The organism is Lentilactobacillus buchneri, from assembly GCF_018314255.1.
In the GTDB taxonomy this organism is placed as follows: domain Bacteria; phylum Bacillota; class Bacilli; order Lactobacillales; family Lactobacillaceae; genus Lentilactobacillus; species Lentilactobacillus buchneri.
The window spans coordinates 2,237,803-2,261,172 of record NZ_CP073066.1 but is presented as its reverse complement, the minus strand read 5'-3'; the positions used below and the strand labels follow the sequence as shown (position 1 = coordinate 2,261,172).

Here is a 23,370-nt window from a genome sequence, read left to right as displayed (position 1 = left end):
TTCAATACATTCCTTTCACTGAGTTATAAATTGGAATTAGCAGTTGAAAATACGTCGAAATAATCGTCACACCGATCACCACAAACATATCCGGCTGAATAAACCCAATCAGTTTATCGGTGGTCAGGATCATTTCGTCAAACATCAACCGTGAATAGGCCGTCATGGAATTGGCCATTTCCGGAATCGTGTTGCCGGAGCTCATAAATTTGATAATCTCATTGGGAATAAAATTGTGCCGGTCTACCAATTTTCTTAAGGACCCTCCCGAAAGTAAAGTGGCATGAAGCCTTTCACCTAAGAGATGAATCAGTGATCCCTCCTTGAACTCGGATAACGTGGCATAAATTTCCTTAACACTCAAACCGTTTTTCAGCAGAGTGGCCAAATTGCTGGCCAGATAATAAGCAATATATTTTCGAAACAATTTGCCGACGCCCGGAATTTTGACAATCATTTGGGCCTGGGTTATGGCATCCTGCCGACTCCAGTGAACTGTGCTGCCAATGATGCCGATCAAAATTGGGATTGGCGAAAGTCGAATCAGCTGCTGCCAGTACGTAACCGGTTGCTGATGATTGGCTGTGGGCATTAAATCCTGAATCTGTGGCAAAACGTAGACTCGAATCATCAAGATCAACGTTCCTAAGATCAGGCACAAAAATAATGGGTACACCAACATCGCTTTGATCTTTTTGAGTTGTTTGAGCCGCAATCGATCAAAGTTGGCCAGTTCGTTTAAAATGTCACTGAGTTGACCGTGCTTCTCCGCGATTAACAGCTGGTGATAAGCTTGAGTTTCAATCAGGAGTCGGACACTTTCCGAAAATTCCCGGCCGGACTTTAACGATCCAATCACCACATTAACGCCTCGGGACAATTGTTTGTCAGTGTCGGCGATAAATTTCAACGCTTGAGTCAGTGAGAATCCAATTGACAAAAGATTCGCCAAAGAGTCAAAAAAATTAGCTTGGAAAACCACCGGCCATTTCTTAACCGAACTCGAATCGTTGTGCAGTTTCCGGTGTAACCAGTTTTGCTTTAACAGCTGTTTTGAGTCCATCCTGCCATTCACCCCAATCGTATGTATTCATATTGACCAACTCTGAATAATCATGTCCCATCAACATTGCCGCTGTTTGCCGTCGGTGGTTGGAATCAGCCGCTGATAAGCGACGCCGGTTAAGGCTTGGGCAATAAATTCGTCGCTGATTCCGAGCTGTTTGAGCCGATCAATGACCCCAACCGGATCCTGAGCGTGGACGGTGGTGTAGACCAAATGGCCACTCAGAGCGGCTTTGATTGCTGCCTCTGCTGTCATTGCATCACGGATTTCGCCGACGATAAAGACGTCAGGCCGATGACGCAGGCCCACCTTAATCAAGTCGGTGTAGTCCATCCCTGCATCGTGATTAACCTGGAGCTGTAAAAAAAGCGGTTCCCTAATTTCAATCGGGTCTTCGATCGTCATCACAAATTGGTCGGAAACCATCTGATTTACCAAATTATAAATGGTGGTTGTTTTCCCAGAGCCGGTTGGCCCGGAAAAGACAATGAGTCCGCGTTTTCGACTCATTTCGGAAATTAGTTGAACTTGTTTTTCTTCAAAAAATGCCGCGTGCACATCATCAAGCTGATAGATAATCCGGATGACCAGTGACTCCAACCCCGTGAAATTACCGACCGAGGATAATCGTAAAAAATATTGGTTATCACCAAAATGCCAATCCATCGACCCAATTTGTGGCCGCCGTTGTTCACTTAATGCCATATCTGCGATGTACTTGCAATAGTTCATCATCCGTCTCGCCTGCAGATAGCCGATTTTATCCCAAACAACGACTTCGTTTGCATTACGAATTTTTACCAGGTATTCGTCTCCTTCAGGTAAAAAATAAAGATCACTGGCTTGTGTTTTAATGGTAGATTGTAAAATTAATCCGAACGCTGTTCGGGCAAAAAAGATCAGCTTCCTTTAAAATGGTGTTTACCACAAACCCATCTTTTAGGAGCTGATCTTTTGTCTAGTATAACCTATTCCGAACGAATTAAAATCGAAACCTTTTGTGAACTAGGGCTGTCCAATATCCAAATGGGCGTTCGGCTGAACCGATCACCGTCAACAATTTCTTATGAATTATCTCGATGTCAACCTTATCAGGCTGAATTAGCACAAACAGATGCCGAATACAAGCGATCACGATGTGGTCGGAAAACTAAGCTGAGCGATGAGTTAAAGCAAAAAATTCTCAACCATTTACGTCTAAGCTGGTCACCAGGAATGATTGCTCACGAATTTAAACTAGCTACTAAATCTATTTATAATTGGCTAAATCAGGGGAGAATTGATTTCTCCTTGAATGATCTACCTGAACATGGCGTACGCCAACGGCGTAACGTTGACCAACGATCCAAATATAATCAATCTTTGGGGCGATCAATTGAACAGCGTCCCATGATGATTAATCAACGTAATCGCATCGGCGATTTTGAACTAGATACAGTCGTTGGTCCTCGTGGGCATAGTAAGGCAGTTTTATTAACTTTAATCGATCGCAAATCACGGTTCCTTTGGGCATACCGGTTAAAAGATCGGACGACAGCGACTGTTAATGAAGCACTAACTAAGTTCCTAACCACTTTTAATGGTCCGGTGCACAGCTTTACTGTGGACCGTGGCACTGAGTTTAGTGGGCTAGTATCACTTGAATCACAATATGGTATTAAGACCTATTACTGCCATGCTTATACGCCAGCTGAGCGCGGCAGTAATGAACGATTTAATCGGAACTTACGCTATTTTTATCCTAAGGGGACTTATTTTGAGCACATTAGTGCTCAAGGCTTGAAAACCACCTTACTCGAAATTAATCAGAGACCACTTAAAATACTTGACTGGCAAACACCTTATCAGGTCATGCTGACCAATTTGTCAAAAAATTCGGATTAAATTTGCAATCTACCTAATGGCTTCATTCAAAAGACCATTAACTTGCTGACTAATTTCCATTTCATTCACCTCACATGTAATACATACGAATGAAAAGTTGAATTTTATTTATCAAAGCATAAAAAAATGACCGATCAAATGATCGGCCATTGAGACACTGAAATCATATTAAATTATTCTTCTGGTAAAGTAGCGGCTTCGTAAACGTCTTGGACGTCGTCGTTTTCTTCGAGTTCGTCAATTAAACCAGTGTATTGAGAAATCTTGTCCTCTGGAACTTCTGTCGTGTTTTCAGGGAAAAGACGAACTTCGGCAGTATCCAAGTCGTAGCCTTTTTCCTGCAAAGCGTCGCGGACGTCGTCCATTGATTTGGGATCAGTGAAGATTTCGAATTCATCATCACTGGTCTTCATATCATCGGCACCGGCATCAAGCGCGTCCATCAACATTGTGTCTTCGTCGGTGTCAAGACCATCGCGCAGAATCACAATATAACCCTTTCGATCAAACATGTATGAAACTGATCCACTTGTTCCAAGGGTTCCGCCATGATGAGTGAATGCAGAACGAATTGCGGCAGCAGTTCGGTTCTTGTTATCAGTCAAAGCAGAAACCATGATGGCTGTACCACCAGGACCATAACCCTCGTAAGTAATTTCTTCGAACTTAGCTCCACCAATACCGGAAGCCTTATCGATCGCACGTTGAACGTTATCCTTTGGCATATTGGCAGCCCGTGCTTTTTCCATCACTAGACGCAACTGAGGATTGTTTTCTGGATCAGGATCACCTTTTTTAGCGGCTTGATACAAGTCACGTGATATTTTTTGGAAAATTTTTCCACGTTTAGCATCCTGAGCGTTTTTACGCCCCTGAATGTTATGCCATTTTGAATGTCCTGACATAATAACTCCTCTTTTCTAAAATTTATTAGCTGGTTACAAACATACGTCAATATTCTACCAGATACGCCCCCCTCTTTCAAGAAAGCGCGGCCAAATATGTGGCGGCTTTTCAAACCAGTTTCCAGAACAAAAAGAGCGAATCGCCACGGTCCACTCCTTTGATTTGATACCTGATTATTTGGTAGATTCACGCTTCATCAAACCGTATGGGAGCAACACATTTTTTTCGTCAACCGGTTCGTTGTGCATCAATTTAGTCAACAGACGCATGGCAACGGCACCAATGTCATACAATGGCTGTGTAATTGAAGACATCTTTGGTCGAACCATTTCGGTTAACTTGGTATCGTTACTGGTGATAATTTCAAAGTCATCAGGAACTTTGACATCGGCATCTGACATACCGTTCATGATACCGGCCGCCAACTCGTCATCGGTAACCATCGCAGCGGTGGCGTTAACTGCCATTAATGCTGGCTGAAGCAAGGTTCCGGTCTTGTATGTATCATCAGTTTCAAAGACCAGCTTCTCGTCGTAAGGGATTCCAGCGCTCTTTAAGGCCTGTTTGTAGCCTTTCAGACGGAATTTGCCGTTAATCGCCTGCTCCAAGGGGCCACAAACGAAGGCAACTCGCCGATTACCACGATCAATCAGGTTCTTAACCTCTTCTTGGACAGCGGCAACGTAGTCGATGTTGACTCTCGCGTAGAGATCTTCTTCATCTACTGATCCGGCAAACACGATTGGCGTTTTAGTTCGCTTGAATTCTTCACGGAGCTTATCGTTAATTTCGTTACCCATGAAAATAATGCCGTCAACTTGTTTGGAGAGCAAGGTATTTAACACCTTAACTTCTTTTTCGTTATTGGAGTCTGAATTGGTCAGGATAATATTGTATTTATACATGGTCGCAACATCGTCAATCCCACGCGCCAATGAGGCAAAATACATATTGGTTACATCTGGGGCAATGACGCCGACAGTCGTGGTTTTCTTACTTGCTAAACCTCTGGCAACGGCGTTGGGCCTGTAATCCAATTTTTCGATTACGTCGAGCACTTTTTTCCGGGTTGCCGGCTTTACATTGGCATTTCCATTAACTACTCGAGAAACGGTTGCCATCGACACGCTTGCTTCTCTGGCAACGTCATAAATTGTAATTGTTTGTTTATCCATAAAGATAGCCCTTTCTTTCTCGTTAGAATATGTTTTCATCGATTTTCAAAACATCATCTAATATACCAAATAAAAAGGTTTTCAGCAAATTGAAAACGTTTTCAGTTAAATCATAAACTAAGATTGCTGAAAATTCAAGTGAAAACGGAACTTTACGGCGATAATTGAGAAGAATTTTGTATGATATACTGTGGATAAAATAATGAAGGAGTGATCCTATGAACAAGATAGAACAAATTCAACGGTGGCTGGCTGATAACGGCCAAGACATCGCACTGATTACCGACCCTAAAACGATCCAATACCTCACCGGATTTTATAGTGATCCGGTTGAAAGAGTCTTACTGATGGCCATTTTTAAAGATCAGGAACCATTTATCTTTGGCCCGGCACTGGAATCAGAAGCCATTAAAGATACCGGCTTTTCATCCCCAGTCTATGGCTACCTCGACCACGAAGACCCTTGGGTGATGATTGCCGATCAAATTCATGCCAGAAATACCGACGACAGTCATTTTGCAATTGAAAAATCCCAGCTCCAGGTAGAACGATTGGAAGCTCTCCAACAAGTTCTTCCCAACGCGGATTTCTCAGCGAACCTGACCCCATTGATCGAACAAATGCGGTTAATTAAATCGGCTGACGAAATTGAAAAATTGAAAATTGCCGGCAAGTGGGACGATTTTGCATTACAAACCGGATTTGAAGCCGTCCAGGTTGGTAAAACAGAAGACCAAATCGCCGCCGATCTCCAATATGCACTGATGAAAAACGGGATCATGGAACTCAGTTTCCCTTCCCTTGTTCAAGCCGGCCCCCACGCCGCAGAACCCCATGGGGCAACCAGTGAAAATAAAGTCCAGAATAACCAGCTGGTCTTATTTGATCTCGGAACTGTCTGGGACGGCTACATTAGTGATGCTTCGAGAACTATCGCAGTCGGTAAACCGGATGAAAAATCAATGGACATCTATCAAGTTTGTCTGGAAGCACAGCTGGCTGCCCAAGAAGCTGCTAAACCGGGAATAACCGCTGAGGAACTGGATAAGATTGCTCGCGATGTCATCACCAAAGCCGGCTACGGGGAATACTTCATTCATCGGTTGGGTCATGGGATGGGCATGAGTGAGCACGAATTCCCATCTATCATGGCTGGCAACAAGATGGAACTTCAACCGGGGATGTGCTTCTCAATTGAGCCTGGCATTTACATTCCAAACGTTGCTGGTGTCAGAATTGAAGATTGTGTTCACATTACCGAAGATGGCTGCGAACCATTTACGCACACAACCAAGGAATTACGCTACATTGAACAATAATTAACAGCATCAAAAAAACAACCTCATTGTGCCTTATCTCAACAGCTGAAGTTTGACTTTGACTGTTTGGATAAATTGCACACTGAGGTTGTTTTTTATTTGTTATCGTTGTTATCGGAGTCGTCAGTGATTGGAATCTCATTATCGCCGTCATCCTGGTCAGATTGTGAATCCAAATCATCAGCAGCCTTGGGAATTCCGGTATCTTGGAAGGCATCTTTAGCGTCAACAACAATATCATCCTGATTGTCGTCAGCGTCGTCATCATCGGCTGCTTGGTCGGTACCAAAAGATTTAGCTTTGTCAGCGAATTGCGTTTTGGCATCATTGACAGTCCCTTTGGTATTTTGCATTTCATCATGAATCACATCTTTTAAGTCGCTGACGGCATCGTTGGCGTAAAACGCGTAGTCAACTGCCCGATCCCGCAACTCATCAGCCTTTTGACGGGCGTCTCGTTTGAGTTGGGCCTTCTTTGCTTCATCCAATTTTTGGTAGGCTGCATATAGACCGGCACCCAATGCACCAGCGAATAAGCCAAATGCTAATTTTTTACCCATTCTGATCATCCCTTCGATTGTTTATTTAGTTGTATCCTTTGAACCGTGTCGATTGCGGTACATGTTCCAGGCACTCTTGCCAAACTTACCGGCGAGCCCTGCTGAAACACCCTTTTTGCCAGTATCTTTAACCCGTTTAGTGAGGTTTTGAGTAGCGGTATTTAAACTTGACACACTCTCACCCAAATCAGCGGCGGCTTGAAAGACCGGTGTGACAATGTTCAATTTGTCATCAACATCCTTCAGTAAATCGTTGGATGTTGCCATAATATTATCAGTTTGTTTGGCAATGACGTCCACATTACTGGTCATTGTCTTAATTGTGCGGTTCACTTCTGAAATAGTTCTGCTTACCTTCATTAAGAATAAGCCAATGAAGATTACCAAAAGCAAAAATGCAATTGCGGCGATAAGGCCGGCTATTTGTCCAGCAGTCATTGATCTTCCTCCTTGTGCAACATTTACTTAAGAATAGCATTCCAGCAATGGTTTGACAATGAAAATGAACGAAGAGTGGTTTCTTTTGCAGAACCAATTTGCTAAGATGATATTATACACAAAGCGAGGAATCCCAATGATAAATACCTTAAAATTCACAGTTTTAGCCATTAATTGGCAAAAATATCTCAACATGGTTGACTGGGATCAGCTGGCCATGACGATTCTGGAAAAAGTCGGATTATTAATTTTATTCAGTCTGTTATTTTTACTCTTTCGTCGGATTGGTAAAGGACTGATTAATCATTTTTTCAAACGCTATCGGCGCAAATATCAAAATACCGTGGCAGAAAAACGGATCAAGACCTTTCACACCCTGACGCTGAACATTTTGAACTACTGCCTATGGTTCTTCTGGATTTACTCCATTCTCTCAACGGTTGGGGTGCCAGTTGGAACCCTGGTCGCCTCAGCTGGGATCTTCAGCTTGGCAATTGGCCTTGGTGCCCAAGGATTTGTGACTGACATTGTCAGTGGCTTTTTCATTCTTCTTGAAAAGGAAATTGAAGTTGGCGAGTACGTCCAGATTGGCACGATTAGAGGAACGGTAACCGCAGTCGGACTGAGAACCACGCAGGTTGTCGGCGACGACGGCACGTTGAATTTCATCCCCAACCGAACCATCACCACCATTGCCAACATGTCTCGAAACAATATGACGGCGATGATTCAAGTTGGCATTTTCCCACAAACGCCAGTTGATAAAGTCACCCAAATTATCCGCCAGGTCAATGAAGAACAGATCCCCCACTATCCGGATATTATCGGAGATCCCAAGATTCTTGGCACCATTAGCCTCCCCAACGGCAAACTGGTCGTTCAGGTAAATATCACCACAAAAAACGGCAGCCAATACGAAGTTGCCCATAACTTTTTGGCCTTCTATCTAGCTGCAATTAATGAAGCCGGGATTCAACTGCCGGCGAGCCCAACAATGGTAAATGGACAAGCCAACTGATGTTTGAATAAAGTGACCAATTCTTAGAAAAACGAGATTGCCGGCAAATTTTGTCAGTAATCTCGTTTTTTGACTTAATTCAATTTTGTAACCATCAACGATATTCACCCAATGGATTATCGATTAATCAGACCCTTGGAGCCTTGAATCTTGGCGTGCTTGGTTTCGTTTTTGGATTTGTGATTATACACCGGCAAAGCGATGTAGTGTTTATTAAAGTTGTGAGCCAAATAATTAATTTCTTTAAATAGTTCCCGACGGGTAATGATTCCTTTAAAGTGATTTTCAGAATCAACGTAGACCAGAAAGTTTTCATCCACCAAATACCTGAGAATGGCTTCCAGGTTATCCCGCTCGTAAATCGTTGGGACATCCTTTTGCATGATTTGCTTAACTTTCACTGACTCAAGCGGTCGACTGGTAATGCCGGTATCCTGCATCATGAGTTCAGTAATCATGGGTAAAGAAACCAGTCCCATGAAATGGTTATCGTTATCTAACACGGGAATTTTTGCGTATTTAACTTTCGTCAAAACCATGAAGACGTGTTGGAGATCATTGTCTTGATTGACAGTTGCGACCAAATCAGCGGGGATTAAAATATCCCGGTGACTTTCACGCATCACGGTCTCAATTGGTTTATCGATCATGTAATCCTAGACTCCTTTTTGGTTAGAACGGAAAACGAAGTTCCAAATTCGCCACCGGTTCAAATTGGCGGTTGTAATATTGAACGGTGTAATTACGTTGATTCATGCTGATAATGGCATAGGTACCGCCCAACCCGGCGTATTGCCCACGTGGATAGGCAATGCTTCCAGGATTCACAAACAGCATCTGATCGTCAAAAACAGCTCCTAATTGATGAGTATGCCCAAAAAGGACGATATCGGCGGATAAGCTCCGCGCATATAATTCCAAATTAAGCAGGCCACCATTCACATTTTGATGATGCCCATGAGTCAAGAGGATTCGTTTGCCGCTAATTTCTTGAACCAGGTGGTCGGGAAATTCGGCAAAGTCCATATTCCCCTGGACAATCCGCAGTTGAGAAACTAATGGATCGTCCGCTAGTAATTCAGAATCGCCGCAATGGAAAATGGCATCCACTTGACCGGCGTATTTGTTCACCAATTCTTGGATAATGGCGCGATCTCCATGACTATCACTAACAACAACAATTTTCATGAGTCCCACAACCCCAACAATTTACGGATCAGGTTGCGGATGGCATTGCCCCGATGGCTAATCAGATTTTTATCATGGGTGCTCATCTCGGCGAGTGTTCGCTGCTGGCTGGGCACATAGAATAATGGATCATAGCCAAAATCGTTATTCCCACGGCGTTCACGTAAAATTTCGCCGTCGATTCGACCGCTGGCAACCACCTTGTCACCCTCAGGCGTTAAATAGACCAGAACAGATTCAAAGTAAGCCGTCCGATCCGTTTTGTTTTGCATTTCCTTCAAAAGCTTATCGTTGTTGACGTCATCATCGTGATCACCTGCATAACGGGCTGAGTGGACACCGGGTTGGCCGTTGAGTGCTTTAACCACCAGGCCGGAATCATCAGCGATCACCGCTTGATGCGTAAAGTTCATGATGCCGGTGGCCTTGAGGGTCGCATTTTCTTCAAATGTCGTGCCGGTTTCAGCGATCGTCGGCACATTTTCAAAATGCTTCAGTGATTTAATCGTGATTCCGGTTGGTTTAAAAGCATCCTCAAACTCAATGATTTTATGAGCGTTTTGTGAGGCAATCACAATCGATTCGGGTCTTTTCACGTTATCAAACTCCTTTAAATATCTAACTTAACGGCACTAATCGGTGTTCCCAGTAACTTGTCGGCAACTTTGGCGAAATCCGCCGGGTTCCCGGTGGTGTAAAATCTTCGAACACGCTGTTTTTGTGCGGGGGCAAAACCATCATGAGCTGCTAACTTTGCCTTGACTTGCTGAGCAGTTGCGACTCCCGGGTCAATCAACGTGACGGCATTGCCCATCACATTTTGAATTTCATTTTTTAAAATTGGAAAATGGGTGCAGCCCATGACCAAAGTATCAATCGGTTTATCCATAAACCAAGCCAGTCGGTTGTTCACGGCAACCTGAGCTTCAACGGTTCCGGCAAGCCCCTCTTCGACCATCGTGACAAATTCCGGACAGCCTAACGATGACACAACTGCTGATCGGTTGGCTTGTTTGATCAATCGCTGATAATCTCCGGAGCGGACGGTGCCGTTGGTGGCAATCACACCAATCTCCCCGGATTTGGAGGCTTCAACGGCCATTTGGGCACCCGGTTCGATTACGCCGATAACCGGAATCGGTAAAATTTTCTTTAAATATTCATATGCCGCAGCAGTGGCTGTGTTACAGGCAATTACAAACATTTTGATATTTTGTTCAACCAGATAGTCTGCAATTCTTTTTGTGAGTTTTCTGACGGTTTCAGAACTCTTTTGCCCGTACGGTAAATTGGCCTGATCGCCAATAAAGATGTACGATTCATTCGGGAGGATTTTGGTGATTTCCTTTAAGACGGTAAGCCCGCCGACCCCCGAGTCCATAACGCCAATCGGCCGATTATCCAACAGAATTCCTTCTTCCTTTGTCTCAATAACATTATTATCTTGCAAAAGAATCTTTACTTCAACTTACAAAACAAGATTAATGATTTTATTGTATAATTTATTTATTACATTTTGCATTGATGGAGATTAAAAAATGGATAACGAAGTATACAAGCATTTTATGACTGACGATACAATGAGAGACCTACTGGGCCAGGAATTAATTCGCGATTCACTGATTCCTGAGATTTTAGGCAAAGACGTCCACGAAATTTCCTATTGGGCCGGCAAGCATCTGGCAAGAGATCATCGTCTGGCAACCTATGAAGATTTGGAAACCTTTTTCAAACAATTTAAATTTGGCGACCTAAAGCTGCTTAAACGCTCTGGTAACCAGATCAGCTGGCAGCTAAGCGGCAAGATCGTCGCCCAGCGTCTCAACGCATTTGATGATCCTGATTTTTATCTGGAATCCGGATTCATCGCTCAAAGCTGTCAGTATATTCTTAACCAACAAGCCGAAGCTGAGCTCGAAAAGGCCAATGTTAATAAGGGATTTGTGCTTTTAAGCACCTATTTGAGCCCTGACAAGCCAACTGATGGTCAAGAAGCTTCTGCTATATTTGAAATCGTTCAACCCGATCCCGATGACAATTCCAAGCCTGATGATTAACTCATTGGAATCAAAAAGCCCACCACAAAACCTGATTTGGTTTTGCGGTGGGCTTTTTGACTGTCAAACCGCTTGAGACACCGAAGTCATTCTAAAGACTAGCCGGCATATTGATCAAGCACTTTTTTAACTTGGGCCTTTGGGTGATACCCAACGATGGTATCAACGACTTTGCCGTCTTTTTTAACCAACAAGGTTGGGATACTCATGATACCGAATTTGGATAAAGTTTCCGGGTTTTTGTCGGCGTCCATTTTAGTGAACTTAACATTATCCATTTCTTCTGCCAGCTCTTCGATGACAGGTGTCTGCATCCGACAAGGGCCACACCAAGTTGCCCAAACATCGGTTAAGGTGACACCTTCGGCAGTGTCTTTTTCAAAAGTTTGATCCGTAGTTTCTTTAAGCATATTAAAACACTCCAATCCTTTAATAGTTTAATACTAACAATTTTTTAGCAAAAAGCAAACAGATTGCACACAATCATTTTTATTTTAACTTCACAACCGTTGAACCATCCCCACCAGCATTCGGTGCAGAATAGCCAAAACTCTTTACCCGTGGGTTTCGTTTCAAATATTCGGTGACCCCTTTACGAAGCGCCCCGGTTCCCTTGCCGTGAATAATTGTCACTGAAGGGTAGCCGGCAAGTAGGGCCGAATCAATGTAGCGATCGACTTCTGTCATTGCTTCTTCGTATCGGTGACCGCGCAGATCCAAGGTCGGTGACATCCCAGTCGACCTGGTCCGGGACACGTGGGTCTGATACTGATTCTTATCTTGTTTGGCTGGAGTTGCCTTTTCCAAATCAGATTCTTCAATCTGCATCTTCAAAATGCCGATTTGGACGTCCCAAGTATGGTTCTTATCCTTCCTCAGCAACGTCCCCTGTTGACCATAAGATTTGACCAAAACATCGTCGCCGGGATGGAAATCGTGCTTGGCCTTTTCTTTTCTTAAAACCTTATTCTTTGTCAGACTCGGAGCAGATTCCAATTGATTGAGCGCCCCTTTGGCATCAATCAGCTCGTTTTCCTTAACGGCAACTTTACCGACCTGGGCCTGCTTTTGATGCAGATCATCAATAATTCGGTCGGCCTTCTTCTTAGCCTCTTCGACCACTTGATTAGCCTGTTGCTTAGCCTGTTCGACGAGCCGTTCCTTCTGACTTTCGTACTTGGTAAACTTGTCTTGCAGGTCATGCTGAAGCCGGGTTGATTCTTTCAGTTGTTGATCTAATTCATCAGCTTCATCGTGAGCCCGCTTAGTTTGCGCTGTCAGCTCTTCAATCATATTATTGATATCTTGGTTCTCGGAGTCGGTAAACGCCCGTGCCTGGTCAATAATGGCCGCTGGCATCCCAAGTTTGCTGGCAATGTTCAAGGCGTTACTTTGACCGGGAATTCCCAGTAAAAATCGATAAGTTGGCTGGAGTGTCTCAACATCAAACTCCATGGATGCATTGATAATCCCCTGCCGGTTGTAAGCAAACGCCTTTAATTCAGGATAATGGGTCGTGGCAATCAGTTCGCCGCCAATTTGATGAAAGGCATCAATAATCGCCATTGCCAGTGCGGCCCCTTCTTTGGGGTCGGTACCGGCACCAAGTTCATCCAGCAAGACCAAGCTGTCTTTACTGGTCTGTTTTAGAATGCTGATGATATTGTCCATGTGTGATGAAAAGGTACTCAGATTGGCTTCAATTGACTGCTCATCGCCAATATCGGCAAAGACGTTATCAAACACACCAATCTGGGAGTCTTCATTGGCAGTAATAAACAGGCCTGACTGCCCCATTAACTGCAGGAGGCCGACAGTTTTAATGGTAATTGTTTTACCACCGGTATTCGGCCCGGTCACAATAATCGTATTGTACTGATCGCCAAGTTCAATGTCGTTGGCAACGACTTGATCTCTGGGAATTAACGGATGGCGAGCCTTTCTGAGATTAATAACATTTTTCGGTGATACTTTGGGCATCACACTACCAGTGGCATGAGCAAATTTGGCTTTGGCATTCACAAAGTCCAATTGGCCAACCAAATCCATGTTGGCCAACAACTCGTCACGATGCGGGCGAATTAAATTGGTTAACTCTGCCAAAATCCGCCGAACTTCAGCTCTTTCAGCAAGCTGATCCCGACGCAATTGATTGTTCATTTCGACAACGTTGTTTGGTTCCACATACAACGTTTGGCCAGAGGCACTTTGATCATGAATGATGCCGCCAAATCGCTGCTTATATTCGGCCTTGATTGGCAGGACAAACCTGCCGTCACGAACGGTAATAATCGGCTCAGAAAGGTATTTGGCATCCGATCCCTTAATAAACTTCCCCATTTTCGAACGAATATTACTTTGAGTGGCCGCAATGGTCCGGCGAATTGAACGTAATTGCGAAGAAGCGCCATCCAGAATGCGGCCGTCTTCATCAACCGAAGCCACCATTCGTTTGGTCACTTCAGGCATCAATGTGAGCCGATCGACAATTGAGGGAACGGATTTTAAAGTCACTTCTTCAGCCGCCAAGCCCCTAAAAAATTCAGTGACGACCTGCACAGCGCGTAGTAATTTGGTGATATGAGACAGCTCAGTTCCGCTTAATGACGCATTTTCAATCCGCAGGCGTTTCATATACGGTGCAATATCTGCGAGTTTTGGAATCGGAATTTCTCCCTTTAAGCGGACAATGTCAGCCCCATCGGCCGTCTGTGCCAAGCGTTGAGAAACGGTTTCAAAGGAAGGACTGGGTGTCAATAAATCGACAATTTGTCGGCCACGGTCGGTCGTCAGATATTTGGCCAGCTGCTCCTTGATTTTTCCATACTCTAATGTTTCTAAAACTTTTTCGTTCATACATTAACCTCACTAGAATGTTGATTCCAAATCTGAATCATTTTATCTGAGAGAATCGGTGTTTTTTTCACAATCCACTGGGAAACGTCAAATTGTTGGTACTGTTCTTGAATGCTCTGATCAGGGAACATCAGCAGAAAGTTCAGCAAGATGAAAATGAACAAATACTTGATGAGAAGATCTGCGGCTGCACCCAGTAGTGCGTTCAATTGATGTAATAATGGCAGGCGGGTGATCGGAGATAATAGATCACTCAGCAAACGAACAATCCGCCAAACAAACCCAAAAAGGAAGGCAAAGATCACCCATTTGATAATCAACTCAGCAGTTTGATTGCCGCCGTTTTTAAAAATTGCCTGATTAATAAAGTCAGCAATTGGACTGGTTCCAACGATACTGACGATGGTTGCCGCCAAAAAGCCAATCAGACTTAAGACTTCATTCACGAAACCTCGATGAAGGCCGCGGAAAAAGCCAAATATTAAAATCAGAATGATCCCAATTGTAAAAATCATCTAATGAACCTCTTTACTGTGTGCTTTTTCCTCAACATCAAATTGTTTGGAGATTGCATTAAAGGCAATTAGGATTGCCCGCTGCTCATCAGTGGCAGTTGGCATCGCCTCATGAAGTTGCTTGAGCTGCTCATTTAATAAATCGGACACCGCCTGCATATGATCAACCGATCCCTTACCGACAAGCACGTAATCCTTGCCATCAATGGTTGTTTTGAAGCGACGTTTTTCGTTACTAGACATTACATCACATCCTAAATTCTTTCAATTAAAAAGGACTGAGACTCAACGATGCTTCGCCTCAATCCTTTCGCAATAGGGACAATCTTTAATTATTGATTGTCGTTGCTGTCATCATCCTGATCGTCGCCATCTTTACCCAAGAAGGTGTTCAAAACTGATTCGATCATATCCCATTCTTTGTCAGTTTCAATTGCTTGAAGTTCTCCACCTTGAGGGTCACTTGGATCATCACCCTTTGGCAGTGCATAAGCTTGAATTTCGACTTCTTCATCTTCACCTTTGCCATCTGGATAAATCAGAATGTACGACCGATCAAAGTCCTCTGATTTAAAAGTGAATAATACGTCGTATAAAGTTTCATCGCCGTTTTCGTCGACTAATGTAATTTGTTGTTGTACTGGTTCTTGGTCTGCCATAATTGTTTACCTCGCTATATTTTAGTTAATTTACCATTGCGGTCCAAATAATTCTGAAGTATCAAGCCAGCGGCCAGCTTATCGATCACTTTTTTGCGCTTGGCTCTGGAAACATCTGCTTCTTCTGTCAACATCCGCTGAGCCTCAACAGTCGTTAATCGTTCATCTTCAAAATCAACTGGCAAGTTAAACTTGTCTTCAAGTCGTTTGCCATACTGTTGCGAAGCTTCAGCCCGGGGGCCTAAAGAATTGTTCATGTTTTTGGGAAGGCCGACGACAAATCCATCAACTTGGTACTTTTTAACCAACTCGGAAACCCGATCTAAACCAAATTCCTTGTTGTCCTCGTCGATTCGAATTATTTCAACCCCTTGTGAGGTCCAGCCCAACTGGTCGCTAACAGCAACCCCGACGGTCTTTGAACCAACATCTAAACCCATTAATCTCATTTTTTACCTTTTTTCGTTTCGGTTGGATGATTATCCAAATAGAAACGAACTAACTCTTCGATTATTTCATCACGTTCATGTCGGCGGATAAGATTTCGCGCATCAAGGTTACGTGGAATGTATGCTGGATCGCCAGAAATCAAGTACCCAACAATCTGATTATATGGATTGTAACCCTTTTCTTCCAGTGCTGCATACACAGTCAACAATGTTTCGCGGACGTCTTTTGGCTGATCTTCATTAAAATTAAAAAACATGGTTTTATCTAACGAACTCATACAATTCACCTCTATGACTTAAGGTCATTTGTATTAATTTTAACTGATTATAAGTGAAACTACAATCAAGTAAGCCAATGTAACCGACATGTAACCGTGGTGTAATAATTATTTATTTGCCAACCAATCAACCGCTGCGCTCATCGCTTTATCAAGGCCAGCAGGATCTTTGCCACCAGCCTGAGCCATGTTTGGACGACCGCCGCCGCCGCCTTTAATATTGCCCGCGATCGATTTGATCAGATCACCAGCCTTAATGCCCGCCTTGATCTGTTCATCTGCCACTGCGACAATCAAGTTAGCTTTGTCGCCGCTGCCGGTTCCAAGAACCAAGACGTCAGACAAATGCTTAGAGCGCCAAGTATCAGCTAATTGGCGCAGCTGATCCATTCCGGCATCTTTGATGATTCCGGTGATAATGGAATACTTACCGGCAGTTTTCTTGTCGGCAAAAACATTTTGAGCCTGTTGTCCAGCCAATTTGGCTTCCAGTGACTGTTGTTTTTGGGTAAGATCCTTAATTTCGCCCAGCAGTTGGTCAACCCGTTTGGGTGTGTCTTTAATTTGGGTGACTTTCAAGTCGCCGGCAATTTGTTTCAGTTCCTTTTCATGATCGTTCAGCAACTTGAAAGCATCTTTGGCTGTGACCGCTTCAATTCGGCGGACACCAGCCCCAACTCCGGATTCAGAGACAATCTTGAATAAGCCAATGTCGCGGGTATTGTTAACATGAGTTCCGCCACAGAATTCAACTGAGAAGTCGCCAATGCTGACAACACGTACTTTATCGCCATACTTTTCACTAAATAAGGCAATAGCACCCATCTTTTTACCGGTCTTAGGATCCGTGACAACAGTGTTGACATCGATTTCATTGAAGATTTGGCGGTTAACCATATCTTCAACCTTCTGTAAATCTTCATCCGTAACCTGGCCAAAGTGGTTAAAATCAAATCGCAAATAGTTAGGTTCAACGAGTGAACCAGCTTGTTGGGTGTGTCCACCCAAAACATTTCGCAATGATTGGTCCAACAAATGGGTTGCTGTGTGATTCTTCTCAACGCGACTGTGGAATAATTTGTCAACAATCAAGTGATAGGTCTTGCCCTTTTCGAGGGGTTCCTGAGTTTTTAATGTGTGCAGGTTCTGACCATTGGGTGCATGCTGGACGTCAACGACATCGGCAACCTTGTCTCCCTCTTCATCAAGGACAACTCCCCGGTCAGCAACTTGGCCGCCCATTTCCGCGTAGAATGGTGTTTTGTCAAAGATCACTTCAACAGAGCCACCCTTTGAATGATCGACCAGTTTTTCGTTCTCGACAATTTCCAAAAGCTCGGCGTGATCGACATCCAAGGTATCGTAGCCAACGTACTCGCTTGGATCCTTGATTTCAATTAAGAGATCCCGTTGAACACCCATTGACTTGGCACCACTTCTGGCCTTTCGGGCACGATCTTTTTGTTTTTGCATTTCAACCTCAAAGCCTGGCTTGTCAACGGATAAGCCGGCATCATTGGCCTCTTCTTCAGTCAACTCAACTGGGAAACCATACGTATCGTAGAGTTTGAAGGCAGTTGGGCCATCGATGGTCGTTTGATGATTTGCTTTGGCGTCTTTTACCACTTGATTGAACAGTTTCAAGCCGTCAGTCAGCGTTTCGTTAAACCGATCTTCTTCTGAACGGACAACTTTGGCAATATAATCCTTTTGCTTAAGAACATCGGGATAATATGATTCCAAAGTCTGGCCGACAACTGGAACCAATTTGTATAAGAAAGCTTCGTTGATTCCAAGCCGCTGACCGTTAACGATTGCTCTTCGAATCAAGCGACGGATAACGTAGCCGCGGCCGACGTTGGAAGGCAATGCGCCATCGCCGATAGCAACCGTGATTGCCCGGGCATGATCGGCAATAATTCTGAAGGCTTCGTTATCCTTCTTGTTGGTATCGTATTTCTTATTGTCACTTAATTCTTCAGTCTTGCGAATCATCGGCAAAAAGAGGTCGGTTTCGAAGTTGGTTCGGGCATGTTGGAAAATTGAAACCACTCGTTCAAGACCCATTCCGGTATCAATGTTTTTTCGAGGAAGTGGTTCATAAGTATCTTGTGGGGTGTGATTGAATTGTGAGAACACAATGTTCCAAACTTCCAGCCAGCGGTCGTTTTCACCACCGGGGTAATTTTCCGGGTCATCAGGGGCTAGATTGTCAAAGTCCTTGCCGCGATCATAGAAGATTTCTGAATCGGGGCCGGATGGTCCCTGGCCAATATCCCAGAAGTTATCCTCAATTTCAATGATATGATCAGGCGCAACGCCCACTTTTTCCCAATACATTTTGGCATCTTTATCTTTCGGGTAAACCGTCATATAAAGCTTATCGGGATCCCAGCCGAACCACTTGGGTGAAGTTAACAGTTCATAGGCCCAGGTAATGGCTTCTTTTTTGAAATAGTCACCAACTGAAAAGTTCCCTAACATTTCAAATAAGGTATGGTGCCGGGGTGTTTTACCGACGTTTTCAATATCGTTGGTTCGAATACTCTTTTGTGAACTGGTCATTCGTGGGTTTTTCGGGACAACTGAACCGTCAAAATACTTTTTCATAGTGGCAACACCCGAATTGATCCAAAGCAAAGTTGGGTCATCGACTGGAATGAGTGAGGCACTTGGTTCAATGGTATGGCCCTTTTCCTGGAAAAAATCGAGGTACATCTGTCTGATTTGACCACTGCTTAACTGTTTCATGTTCTCTTCTCCTTTGACAAAATTAAAACACCGTTGCTCACAGAGACGCCCATTGACGCGGTACCACTCTGATTGCAACGATGTTTATCGTTAACCACTTGATCTCTATAACGCAGAGTTGCGTTTGATAATTTAACTTTTAAGAGAGCACCGTTTAATTTTCGTCGCTTTTCTCACCAACCAAAACGTCTCTGAAACAAAAAATTAAACGGCATGTTCTTAACACATCTCAAAGTATACTTTTTTGTGAATATGGTGTCAATACAGACCTATTGATACCGTGAAGAACTATTCTTACGTTGTTTCCGTTTGGCCCGTGCTTCCTCACGTTTAGCAACCCGACGATCCATCTCGTCCTTTCGGGCAATGGTATTTTTAATTCGCCGTTTGTAGCCCGGCTTGATCTTCTTCTTTTTCTTCTTGATCATGCCAATCATCGTTGGATCCAGCTTATCGTGTTTCTTTCGATGAGTCTTTCGACGGTTTCGATCATAAGAATCCACAATTTCGCCGTTCTTAAGGGCTTTCGGCTTGAAATGAATCCCCATATCTTCAAGTTCTTCAACTTCTTTTTCCTCATCAGGAGAATACAACGTAATCGAAGTCCCGGACATCCCGTTTCGGCCGGTTCTACCAACACGATGGATGAAAAATTCCAAATCCTCGGTGGGAATATCATCATTGATAACATCCGATACCCCTTCAATATCAATCCCTCGAGCAGCTAAATCAGTTGCGACAACGAATTGAAATTCGAGGTTTTTGACCCGCTTCATGATTTGCTTACGTTCACGAGGCTTGAGACCGCCATGAATCATCGCAACTTTCAATCCCTGGCCCTTCAAATACTCGGTTAACTCCTCGACTCGTTTGCGGGTATTGGCAAAAATCAGGACCAAATAAGGTTCCCCAATGGTCAGCAATTTATAAATGAGTTGATTTTTGTCCTGCCCCTTCGTCGAAATCAACCAATTATCGATCGTCGGACTGATAATCGTTGACACCGGAATCTCTTCGATAAAAGGATTAACCATATATTTCTTCAAAAAGACGTTGATTTTTTGTGGGATCGTTGCCGAGAAAACCATCATCTGAACATGTTTCCCGAAACTGGCAGCGATGTTATCAACCACATCCAAGAATCCCATGTCCAGAGTCATATCTGCCTCGTCGATAACTAACTGAGAAGCCGTGTGAACATCCAGTCCACCGTTTTGGATCAGATCCCAAATCCGACCCGGAGTGCCGACAACCAGTTGAGGCTGCTCATGTTGAATCTTTTTTTCCTGACGCGCCTTGTCAGTTCCACCAATGTAGGCACCGGTAGAAATTGGTTCTGGTGAGTGCTTAGCCAACTGCTTAGCGGCATCAATGATCTGATAGGCTAATTCCCGGCTGGGGGTGGTGATCACCGCTTGAACCTCATCTTTTGCGGGATCAAGCTGGTTAAAAATCGGCAGCAGAAAAGCATGGGTCTTACCACTACCAGTAGCGGATTGGCCCACGACATCTCTTCCCTGCATGATAACGGGCATCACCTTTTCCTGGACGGGTGTCGGGTGGCTGAAGTTCAGCTCCTTAACGGCATCCAATAAGAATGGCTTTAAATTAAACTCTGAAAAATTACTCATATAATCTCCTACTTGTTTTTGGCGACTAAATCATTCAAATCGCTCACAAATTCCTTGATGTGGGCTTCATCTTCGACAACAGCACCACTTGCGAGTGGATGGCCACCGCCGCCATACTGCTTGGCCAATTCGTTGATTTCTGGTCCTTTAGAGCGCAACCGAATCCGAAAGGAGCCATCTTTTTGTTCGACGAAAATTGCCCAGGAAACCACTTGTTTGATCTTGCCAGGTAATGGCACGACGGCAGAAGTACTTTCGTCCCCTAACTTGAAGGGCTCTAATACTTTATTGGACAAAACCAGATAAGCGGCACCGCTATCAAGAATATTCAGGTTCTCATAAACATAAGCGGACAGCCGTGCCAGTGGAATGTCGATCTCGTCTTCTATTTTGTTGACTTCACTGGTTGAGAAATGATATTCAGCAAGTTTTGAAGCAACTGCCAAAGTATGTGGCGACGTGGAAGGATACATAAATCTGCCAGTATCACCGACGATCCCGGCATAAAGGAGTCGGGCAACTTCATCGGGCAAAGTTAATTGATCACGATTGGCATCATAAAAATCATAAATCAGCTCAGATGTACTTGATGAATCCGGCTCAACCCACATAATGTGACCAAACTGATCGTCGTTTGGGTGATGATCAATCTTAATCAATTCTTTTCCCGTCGTATAACGTTCGTCATCGACACGCGGCTGATTGGCAGTATCAACAACGATCACCAAAGCATCTTTATATTGCTCGTCGGCAATTTCATCGGTGGTTCCCAACCAGGCAAAACTATCATATTGTTTACCAGCACACAGGACTGTCTTATCAGGAAATGACCCCTTAATTAGTTGAGCCAGTCCCATCTGTGATCCGATCGCATCTGGATCCGGCCGTTTGTGACGATGAATAATAATGGTTTTAAATTTTTTGATTTCACTTAATATTTGATCTTGAATTGACATTTTATTTGCTCCATAACTTTATTGTCGAACACTTAAGTATACATTACTTTGTGAATAAGATAAACCGTTGGGGTGGTGAATTAATCAAACAGGTGAAGAACAATGTTCTCGTAAGTTAAATCATCCAGGTTGGTAATGGTGATTCCCAACAGGCGCACCCCTTTTGAAATATCCGGCATATCGACCAGTAAATCGTTGGCAAGGGTAAAGTATTCTTCGGGGCTATTTTTAAGATAGTTATCCATCGTGACCCGCTTGGTAAACGTTGAAAAGTCGGCATACCGGATCTTAAGAACCAATGTTTTACCGTGCTTCTTTTTGTCATCCATTGCCTTGACCACCATCGCAGCAATTCGCTGGAGTTCGTCATCGACTTCGGTTTGTGTGTCAATCGCCGGGCCAAATGTCCGCTCCTTGCCAATCGATTTTCGAACCCGCTGATACTCAACTGGCCGATCGTCAATGCCTCGAGCGCGCTGATAGAGAACGTAACCAAATTTACCAAAGTGCTTGATCAAATCCATCTGCGACCACTGAATCAGATCCTGACCGTTATTGATATTTAATTCATGCATCTTGGGAACGGTCTTTTTCCCGACGCCGCGGAACTTTTCAATTGGCAAACGGCTTAAAAATTCTAATGCATCTCGCTGTCCAATCACTGTAATGCCCACTGGTTTGGCGTAATCAGAGGCTTCTTTGGCGAGAAACTTATTGTAAGATACTCCCACGGAACAGGTTAAGTGGGTGGCATCCCAAATTTCATTTTGGATCATTCGGGCAACTTGAATCGGGTCTGTGAGATGTTTTTTATTATGAGTGACATCCAAATAAGCCTCATCCAAGGCAACGTACTCAATCACTTCCGTGTACTCATGAAAAATCTCGTGGATTTGATTGGAAACTGAGCGGTAAAGATCAAATCCAGAGAACCGAAAAACCGCCTGGGGACAAAGTTCCAGCGCCTTCATGGCACTCATTGCGGAATGCACCCCGAATTGACGGGCCTTATAGTTAGCCGTTGCAACCACTCCCCTGCCGCCGGTTTTGCGCGGATCCTTGGCAACAATCAGGGGTTGAGACTTGAGAGTGGGGTCTTTGCGTTCCTCAATCGACGCATAAAAGGCATCCATATCCACATGGATGATGTTTCTAGCCGATGTTTTCACTGAGATCACCCCAATCAAACGTATGTTCTTTGCCGGGTAAAAAAATGGTCGGGATTCATAAAAATCAACTTCCCAACCGACTTCGTCAAACTATTTGTCTTCCGACTTTGTTTCATCTTTGGTATCAGAATCTTCGGTAGCATCCTGATCGCCCTTTGATGAAGCAGCATCATCTTTGTGATCATCATTTGCAGTAGTAGTTGTATCGTTGTTTGCTGCAGGCGCAGCAACAGCAGGCTGCTTAACCGAAGCAATTGCGCTCAGATCAAATACCAAATAGATACCATCACAATCCAAAGTCACGGTTTTTTCGGCTTCGTTGATTTCGTCAACGACACCATGGAGCCGGCCAATCGTAATCACTTGGTCGCCTTCCTTGATCTTTGAAAGTTGATCCCGACGCTTTTGTTGTTGCTTTCTTTGAGGACGGATCATTAAGAAGTACATCACCGCAAACAAGACAACAATCATTAAAATTGAGTAATAAGATTGATT

The 23,370-nt window shown here is 43.9% G+C and carries 26 protein-coding genes; 4 read left to right on the top strand and 22 right to left on the bottom strand.

What is annotated here, in order from left to right; all coding sequences use genetic code 11:
- Position 1: 1 nt before the first annotated feature.
- Together KE627_RS10825 and comGA are read right to left on the bottom strand one after the other, a co-directional pair.
- Entirely contained in the window at positions 2 to 1,063 is a 1,062-nt protein-coding gene (locus KE627_RS10825; RefSeq protein WP_056938884.1) for a type II secretion system F family protein, read from the bottom strand.
- Positions 1,064 to 1,123: 60 nt separating this feature from the next.
- The gene (comGA, locus tag KE627_RS10820) at positions 1,124 to 1,921 is read right to left on the bottom strand and encodes a competence type IV pilus ATPase ComGA (RefSeq protein ID WP_249291344.1); all 798 of its coding nucleotides are present in this window, start codon (positions 1,919 to 1,921) and stop codon (positions 1,124 to 1,126) included.
- A 99-nt stretch (positions 1,922 to 2,020) separates the two neighbouring features.
- Between comGA and KE627_RS10815 the strand changes: the two genes are divergently transcribed.
- A complete protein-coding gene (locus KE627_RS10815; protein ID WP_146971951.1) occupies positions 2,021 to 2,950 on the top strand; it encodes an IS30-like element ISLpl1 family transposase in 930 nt (309 codons plus the stop codon).
- 173 nt (positions 2,951 to 3,123) lie between these two features.
- Here KE627_RS10815 and KE627_RS10810 read toward each other — a convergent pair whose 3' ends face one another.
- Positions 3,124 to 3,855 carry a YebC/PmpR family DNA-binding transcriptional regulator gene (locus KE627_RS10810; RefSeq protein ID WP_013727759.1) on the bottom strand — a complete coding sequence of 244 codons (732 nt, stop codon included), beginning with the start codon at positions 3,853 to 3,855 and terminating at the stop codon, positions 3,124 to 3,126.
- 174 nt (positions 3,856 to 4,029) lie between these two features.
- The gene (gene ccpA, locus KE627_RS10805; RefSeq protein WP_056938883.1) at positions 4,030 to 5,031 is read right to left on the bottom strand and encodes a catabolite control protein A; all 1,002 of its coding nucleotides are present in this window, start codon (positions 5,029 to 5,031) and stop codon (positions 4,030 to 4,032) included.
- Between the two features lie 218 nt (positions 5,032 to 5,249).
- On the opposite strand from ccpA, the gene KE627_RS10800 reads away from it, so the two are divergent.
- Positions 5,250 to 6,350 (top strand): M24 family metallopeptidase, encoded by a 1,101-nt coding sequence (locus KE627_RS10800; protein ID WP_013727757.1) that lies wholly within the window; start codon positions 5,250 to 5,252, stop codon positions 6,348 to 6,350.
- A gap of 95 nt (positions 6,351 to 6,445) precedes the next feature.
- Here KE627_RS10800 and KE627_RS10795 read toward each other — a convergent pair whose 3' ends face one another.
- Both KE627_RS10795 and KE627_RS10790 read right to left on the bottom strand, forming a co-directional pair.
- A complete protein-coding gene (locus KE627_RS10795) occupies positions 6,446 to 6,910 on the bottom strand; it encodes a hypothetical protein (RefSeq protein WP_013727756.1) in 465 nt (154 codons plus the stop codon).
- A 21-nt stretch (positions 6,911 to 6,931) separates the two neighbouring features.
- Positions 6,932 to 7,348, bottom strand: a complete 417-nt coding sequence (locus tag KE627_RS10790; protein ID WP_013727755.1) for a DUF948 domain-containing protein — start codon at positions 7,346 to 7,348, stop codon at positions 6,932 to 6,934.
- A gap of 136 nt (positions 7,349 to 7,484) precedes the next feature.
- On the opposite strand from KE627_RS10790, the gene KE627_RS10785 reads away from it, so the two are divergent.
- Complete coding sequence (locus KE627_RS10785) at positions 7,485 to 8,366, top strand: mechanosensitive ion channel family protein (RefSeq protein WP_013727754.1); 882 nt, start codon at positions 7,485 to 7,487, stop codon at positions 8,364 to 8,366.
- A 116-nt stretch (positions 8,367 to 8,482) separates the two neighbouring features.
- On the opposite strand, the gene cbpB is transcribed toward KE627_RS10785, so the two are convergent.
- The 4 genes from cbpB to murI are packed head-to-tail and all read right to left on the bottom strand — an operon-like array spanning position 8,483 to position 11,004.
- Positions 8,483 to 9,016, bottom strand: a complete 534-nt coding sequence (cbpB, locus tag KE627_RS10780) for a cyclic-di-AMP-binding protein CbpB (protein ID WP_013727753.1) — start codon at positions 9,014 to 9,016, stop codon at positions 8,483 to 8,485.
- A 22-nt stretch (positions 9,017 to 9,038) separates the two neighbouring features.
- Positions 9,039 to 9,554, bottom strand: a complete 516-nt coding sequence (locus KE627_RS10775; RefSeq protein WP_013727752.1) for a metallophosphoesterase — start codon at positions 9,552 to 9,554, stop codon at positions 9,039 to 9,041.
- Positions 9,551 to 10,150, bottom strand: a complete 600-nt coding sequence (locus KE627_RS10770; protein WP_013727751.1) for an XTP/dITP diphosphatase — start codon at positions 10,148 to 10,150, stop codon at positions 9,551 to 9,553. The genes KE627_RS10775 and KE627_RS10770 overlap by 4 nt, the downstream gene beginning before the upstream one ends.
- A 14-nt stretch (positions 10,151 to 10,164) precedes the next feature.
- Positions 10,165 to 11,004: a glutamate racemase gene (gene murI, locus KE627_RS10765; RefSeq protein ID WP_133286495.1), complete on the bottom strand. Its 840-nt coding sequence runs from the start codon at positions 11,002 to 11,004 to the stop codon at positions 10,165 to 10,167.
- An 88-nt stretch (positions 11,005 to 11,092) separates the two neighbouring features.
- Between murI and KE627_RS10760 the strand changes: the two genes are divergently transcribed.
- A complete protein-coding gene (locus tag KE627_RS10760) occupies positions 11,093 to 11,611 on the top strand; it encodes a DUF2507 domain-containing protein (RefSeq protein ID WP_056938881.1) in 519 nt (172 codons plus the stop codon).
- 98 nt (positions 11,612 to 11,709) lie between these two features.
- Here KE627_RS10760 and trxA read toward each other — a convergent pair whose 3' ends face one another.
- The 12 genes from trxA to yajC all read right to left on the bottom strand — a co-directional run bounded on the left by trxA (position 11,710) and on the right by yajC (position 23,346).
- Entirely contained in the window at positions 11,710 to 12,021 is a 312-nt protein-coding gene (gene trxA, locus KE627_RS10755) for a thioredoxin (protein WP_013727748.1), read from the bottom strand.
- Between the two features lie 79 nt (positions 12,022 to 12,100).
- Positions 12,101 to 14,467: an endonuclease MutS2 gene (locus KE627_RS10750; protein WP_056938880.1), complete on the bottom strand. Its 2,367-nt coding sequence runs from the start codon at positions 14,465 to 14,467 to the stop codon at positions 12,101 to 12,103.
- On the bottom strand, positions 14,464 to 14,982 hold the full coding sequence (locus KE627_RS10745; protein ID WP_056938879.1) for a CvpA family protein: 519 nt from the start codon (positions 14,980 to 14,982) through the stop codon (positions 14,464 to 14,466). Before KE627_RS10745 ends, KE627_RS10750 begins: the two co-directional genes overlap by 4 nt.
- Entirely contained in the window at positions 14,983 to 15,225 is a 243-nt protein-coding gene (locus KE627_RS10740) for a cell division protein ZapA (RefSeq protein ID WP_013727745.1), read from the bottom strand. It abuts the gene before it with no gap.
- Between the two features lie 89 nt (positions 15,226 to 15,314).
- A complete protein-coding gene (locus KE627_RS10735; RefSeq protein ID WP_013727744.1) occupies positions 15,315 to 15,641 on the bottom strand; it encodes a DUF1292 domain-containing protein in 327 nt (108 codons plus the stop codon).
- A gap of 14 nt (positions 15,642 to 15,655) precedes the next feature.
- On the bottom strand, positions 15,656 to 16,090 hold the full coding sequence (gene ruvX, locus KE627_RS10730) for a Holliday junction resolvase RuvX (RefSeq protein ID WP_013727743.1): 435 nt from the start codon (positions 16,088 to 16,090) through the stop codon (positions 15,656 to 15,658).
- Positions 16,087 to 16,368 carry an IreB family regulatory phosphoprotein gene (locus KE627_RS10725; RefSeq protein ID WP_013727742.1) on the bottom strand — a complete coding sequence of 94 codons (282 nt, stop codon included), beginning with the start codon at positions 16,366 to 16,368 and terminating at the stop codon, positions 16,087 to 16,089. Before KE627_RS10725 ends, ruvX begins: the two co-directional genes overlap by 4 nt.
- A 108-nt stretch (positions 16,369 to 16,476) precedes the next feature.
- A complete protein-coding gene (gene alaS / locus KE627_RS10720; protein ID WP_013727741.1) occupies positions 16,477 to 19,119 on the bottom strand; it encodes an alanine--tRNA ligase in 2,643 nt (880 codons plus the stop codon).
- Between the two features lie 269 nt (positions 19,120 to 19,388).
- Positions 19,389 to 20,750 (bottom strand): DEAD/DEAH box helicase, encoded by a 1,362-nt coding sequence (locus KE627_RS10715; protein WP_013727740.1) that lies wholly within the window; start codon positions 20,748 to 20,750, stop codon positions 19,389 to 19,391.
- Between the two features lie 8 nt (positions 20,751 to 20,758).
- The gene (locus tag KE627_RS10710; protein WP_013727739.1) at positions 20,759 to 21,706 is read right to left on the bottom strand and encodes a DHH family phosphoesterase; all 948 of its coding nucleotides are present in this window, start codon (positions 21,704 to 21,706) and stop codon (positions 20,759 to 20,761) included.
- Positions 21,707 to 21,786: 80 nt separating this feature from the next.
- On the bottom strand, positions 21,787 to 22,875 hold the full coding sequence (dinB, locus tag KE627_RS10705) for a DNA polymerase IV (protein WP_056938878.1): 1,089 nt from the start codon (positions 22,873 to 22,875) through the stop codon (positions 21,787 to 21,789).
- A 90-nt stretch (positions 22,876 to 22,965) separates the two neighbouring features.
- Positions 22,966 to 23,346, bottom strand: a complete 381-nt coding sequence (gene yajC, locus KE627_RS10700) for a preprotein translocase subunit YajC (RefSeq protein WP_041805882.1) — start codon at positions 23,344 to 23,346, stop codon at positions 22,966 to 22,968.
- Between the last annotated feature and the right edge of the window lie 24 nt (positions 23,347 to 23,370).

Excerpts from the sequence above, each read along its gene's own strand:
- KE627_RS10825 (WP_056938884.1), bottom strand. The coding sequence starts at position 1,063 with ATGGACTCAAAACAGCTGTTAAAGCAAAACTGGTTACACCGGAAACTG.
- KE627_RS10810 (WP_013727759.1), bottom strand. The coding sequence starts at position 3,855 with ATGTCAGGACATTCAAAATGGCATAACATTCAGGGGCGTAAAAACGCT.
- ccpA (WP_056938883.1), bottom strand. The coding sequence starts at position 5,031 with ATGGATAAACAAACAATTACAATTTATGACGTTGCCAGAGAAGCAAGC.
- KE627_RS10800 (WP_013727757.1), top strand. The coding sequence starts at position 5,250 with ATGAACAAGATAGAACAAATTCAACGGTGGCTGGCTGATAACGGCCAA.
- KE627_RS10795 (WP_013727756.1), bottom strand. The coding sequence starts at position 6,910 with ATGGGTAAAAAATTAGCATTTGGCTTATTCGCTGGTGCATTGGGTGCC.
- KE627_RS10790 (WP_013727755.1), bottom strand. The coding sequence starts at position 7,348 with ATGACTGCTGGACAAATAGCCGGCCTTATCGCCGCAATTGCATTTTTG.
- KE627_RS10785 (WP_013727754.1), top strand. The coding sequence starts at position 7,485 with ATGATAAATACCTTAAAATTCACAGTTTTAGCCATTAATTGGCAAAAA.
- cbpB (WP_013727753.1), bottom strand. The coding sequence starts at position 9,016 with ATGATCGATAAACCAATTGAGACCGTGATGCGTGAAAGTCACCGGGAT.
- KE627_RS10775 (WP_013727752.1), bottom strand. The coding sequence starts at position 9,554 with ATGAAAATTGTTGTTGTTAGTGATAGTCATGGAGATCGCGCCATTATC.
- KE627_RS10760 (WP_056938881.1), top strand. The coding sequence starts at position 11,093 with ATGGATAACGAAGTATACAAGCATTTTATGACTGACGATACAATGAGA.
- trxA (WP_013727748.1), bottom strand. The coding sequence starts at position 12,021 with ATGCTTAAAGAAACTACGGATCAAACTTTTGAAAAAGACACTGCCGAA.
- KE627_RS10750 (WP_056938880.1), bottom strand. The coding sequence starts at position 14,467 with ATGAACGAAAAAGTTTTAGAAACATTAGAGTATGGAAAAATCAAGGAG.
- KE627_RS10745 (WP_056938879.1), bottom strand. The coding sequence starts at position 14,982 with ATGATTTTTACAATTGGGATCATTCTGATTTTAATATTTGGCTTTTTC.
- KE627_RS10740 (WP_013727745.1), bottom strand. The coding sequence starts at position 15,225 with ATGTCTAGTAACGAAAAACGTCGCTTCAAAACAACCATTGATGGCAAG.
- KE627_RS10735 (WP_013727744.1), bottom strand. The coding sequence starts at position 15,641 with ATGGCAGACCAAGAACCAGTACAACAACAAATTACATTAGTCGACGAA.
- ruvX (WP_013727743.1), bottom strand. The coding sequence starts at position 16,090 with ATGAGATTAATGGGTTTAGATGTTGGTTCAAAGACCGTCGGGGTTGCT.
- KE627_RS10725 (WP_013727742.1), bottom strand. The coding sequence starts at position 16,368 with ATGAGTTCGTTAGATAAAACCATGTTTTTTAATTTTAATGAAGATCAG.
- alaS (WP_013727741.1), bottom strand. The coding sequence starts at position 19,119 with ATGAAACAGTTAAGCAGTGGTCAAATCAGACAGATGTACCTCGATTTT.
- KE627_RS10715 (WP_013727740.1), bottom strand. The coding sequence starts at position 20,750 with ATGAGTAATTTTTCAGAGTTTAATTTAAAGCCATTCTTATTGGATGCC.
- KE627_RS10710 (WP_013727739.1), bottom strand. The coding sequence starts at position 21,706 with ATGTCAATTCAAGATCAAATATTAAGTGAAATCAAAAAATTTAAAACC.
- yajC (WP_041805882.1), bottom strand. The coding sequence starts at position 23,346 with ATGATTGTTGTCTTGTTTGCGGTGATGTACTTCTTAATGATCCGTCCT.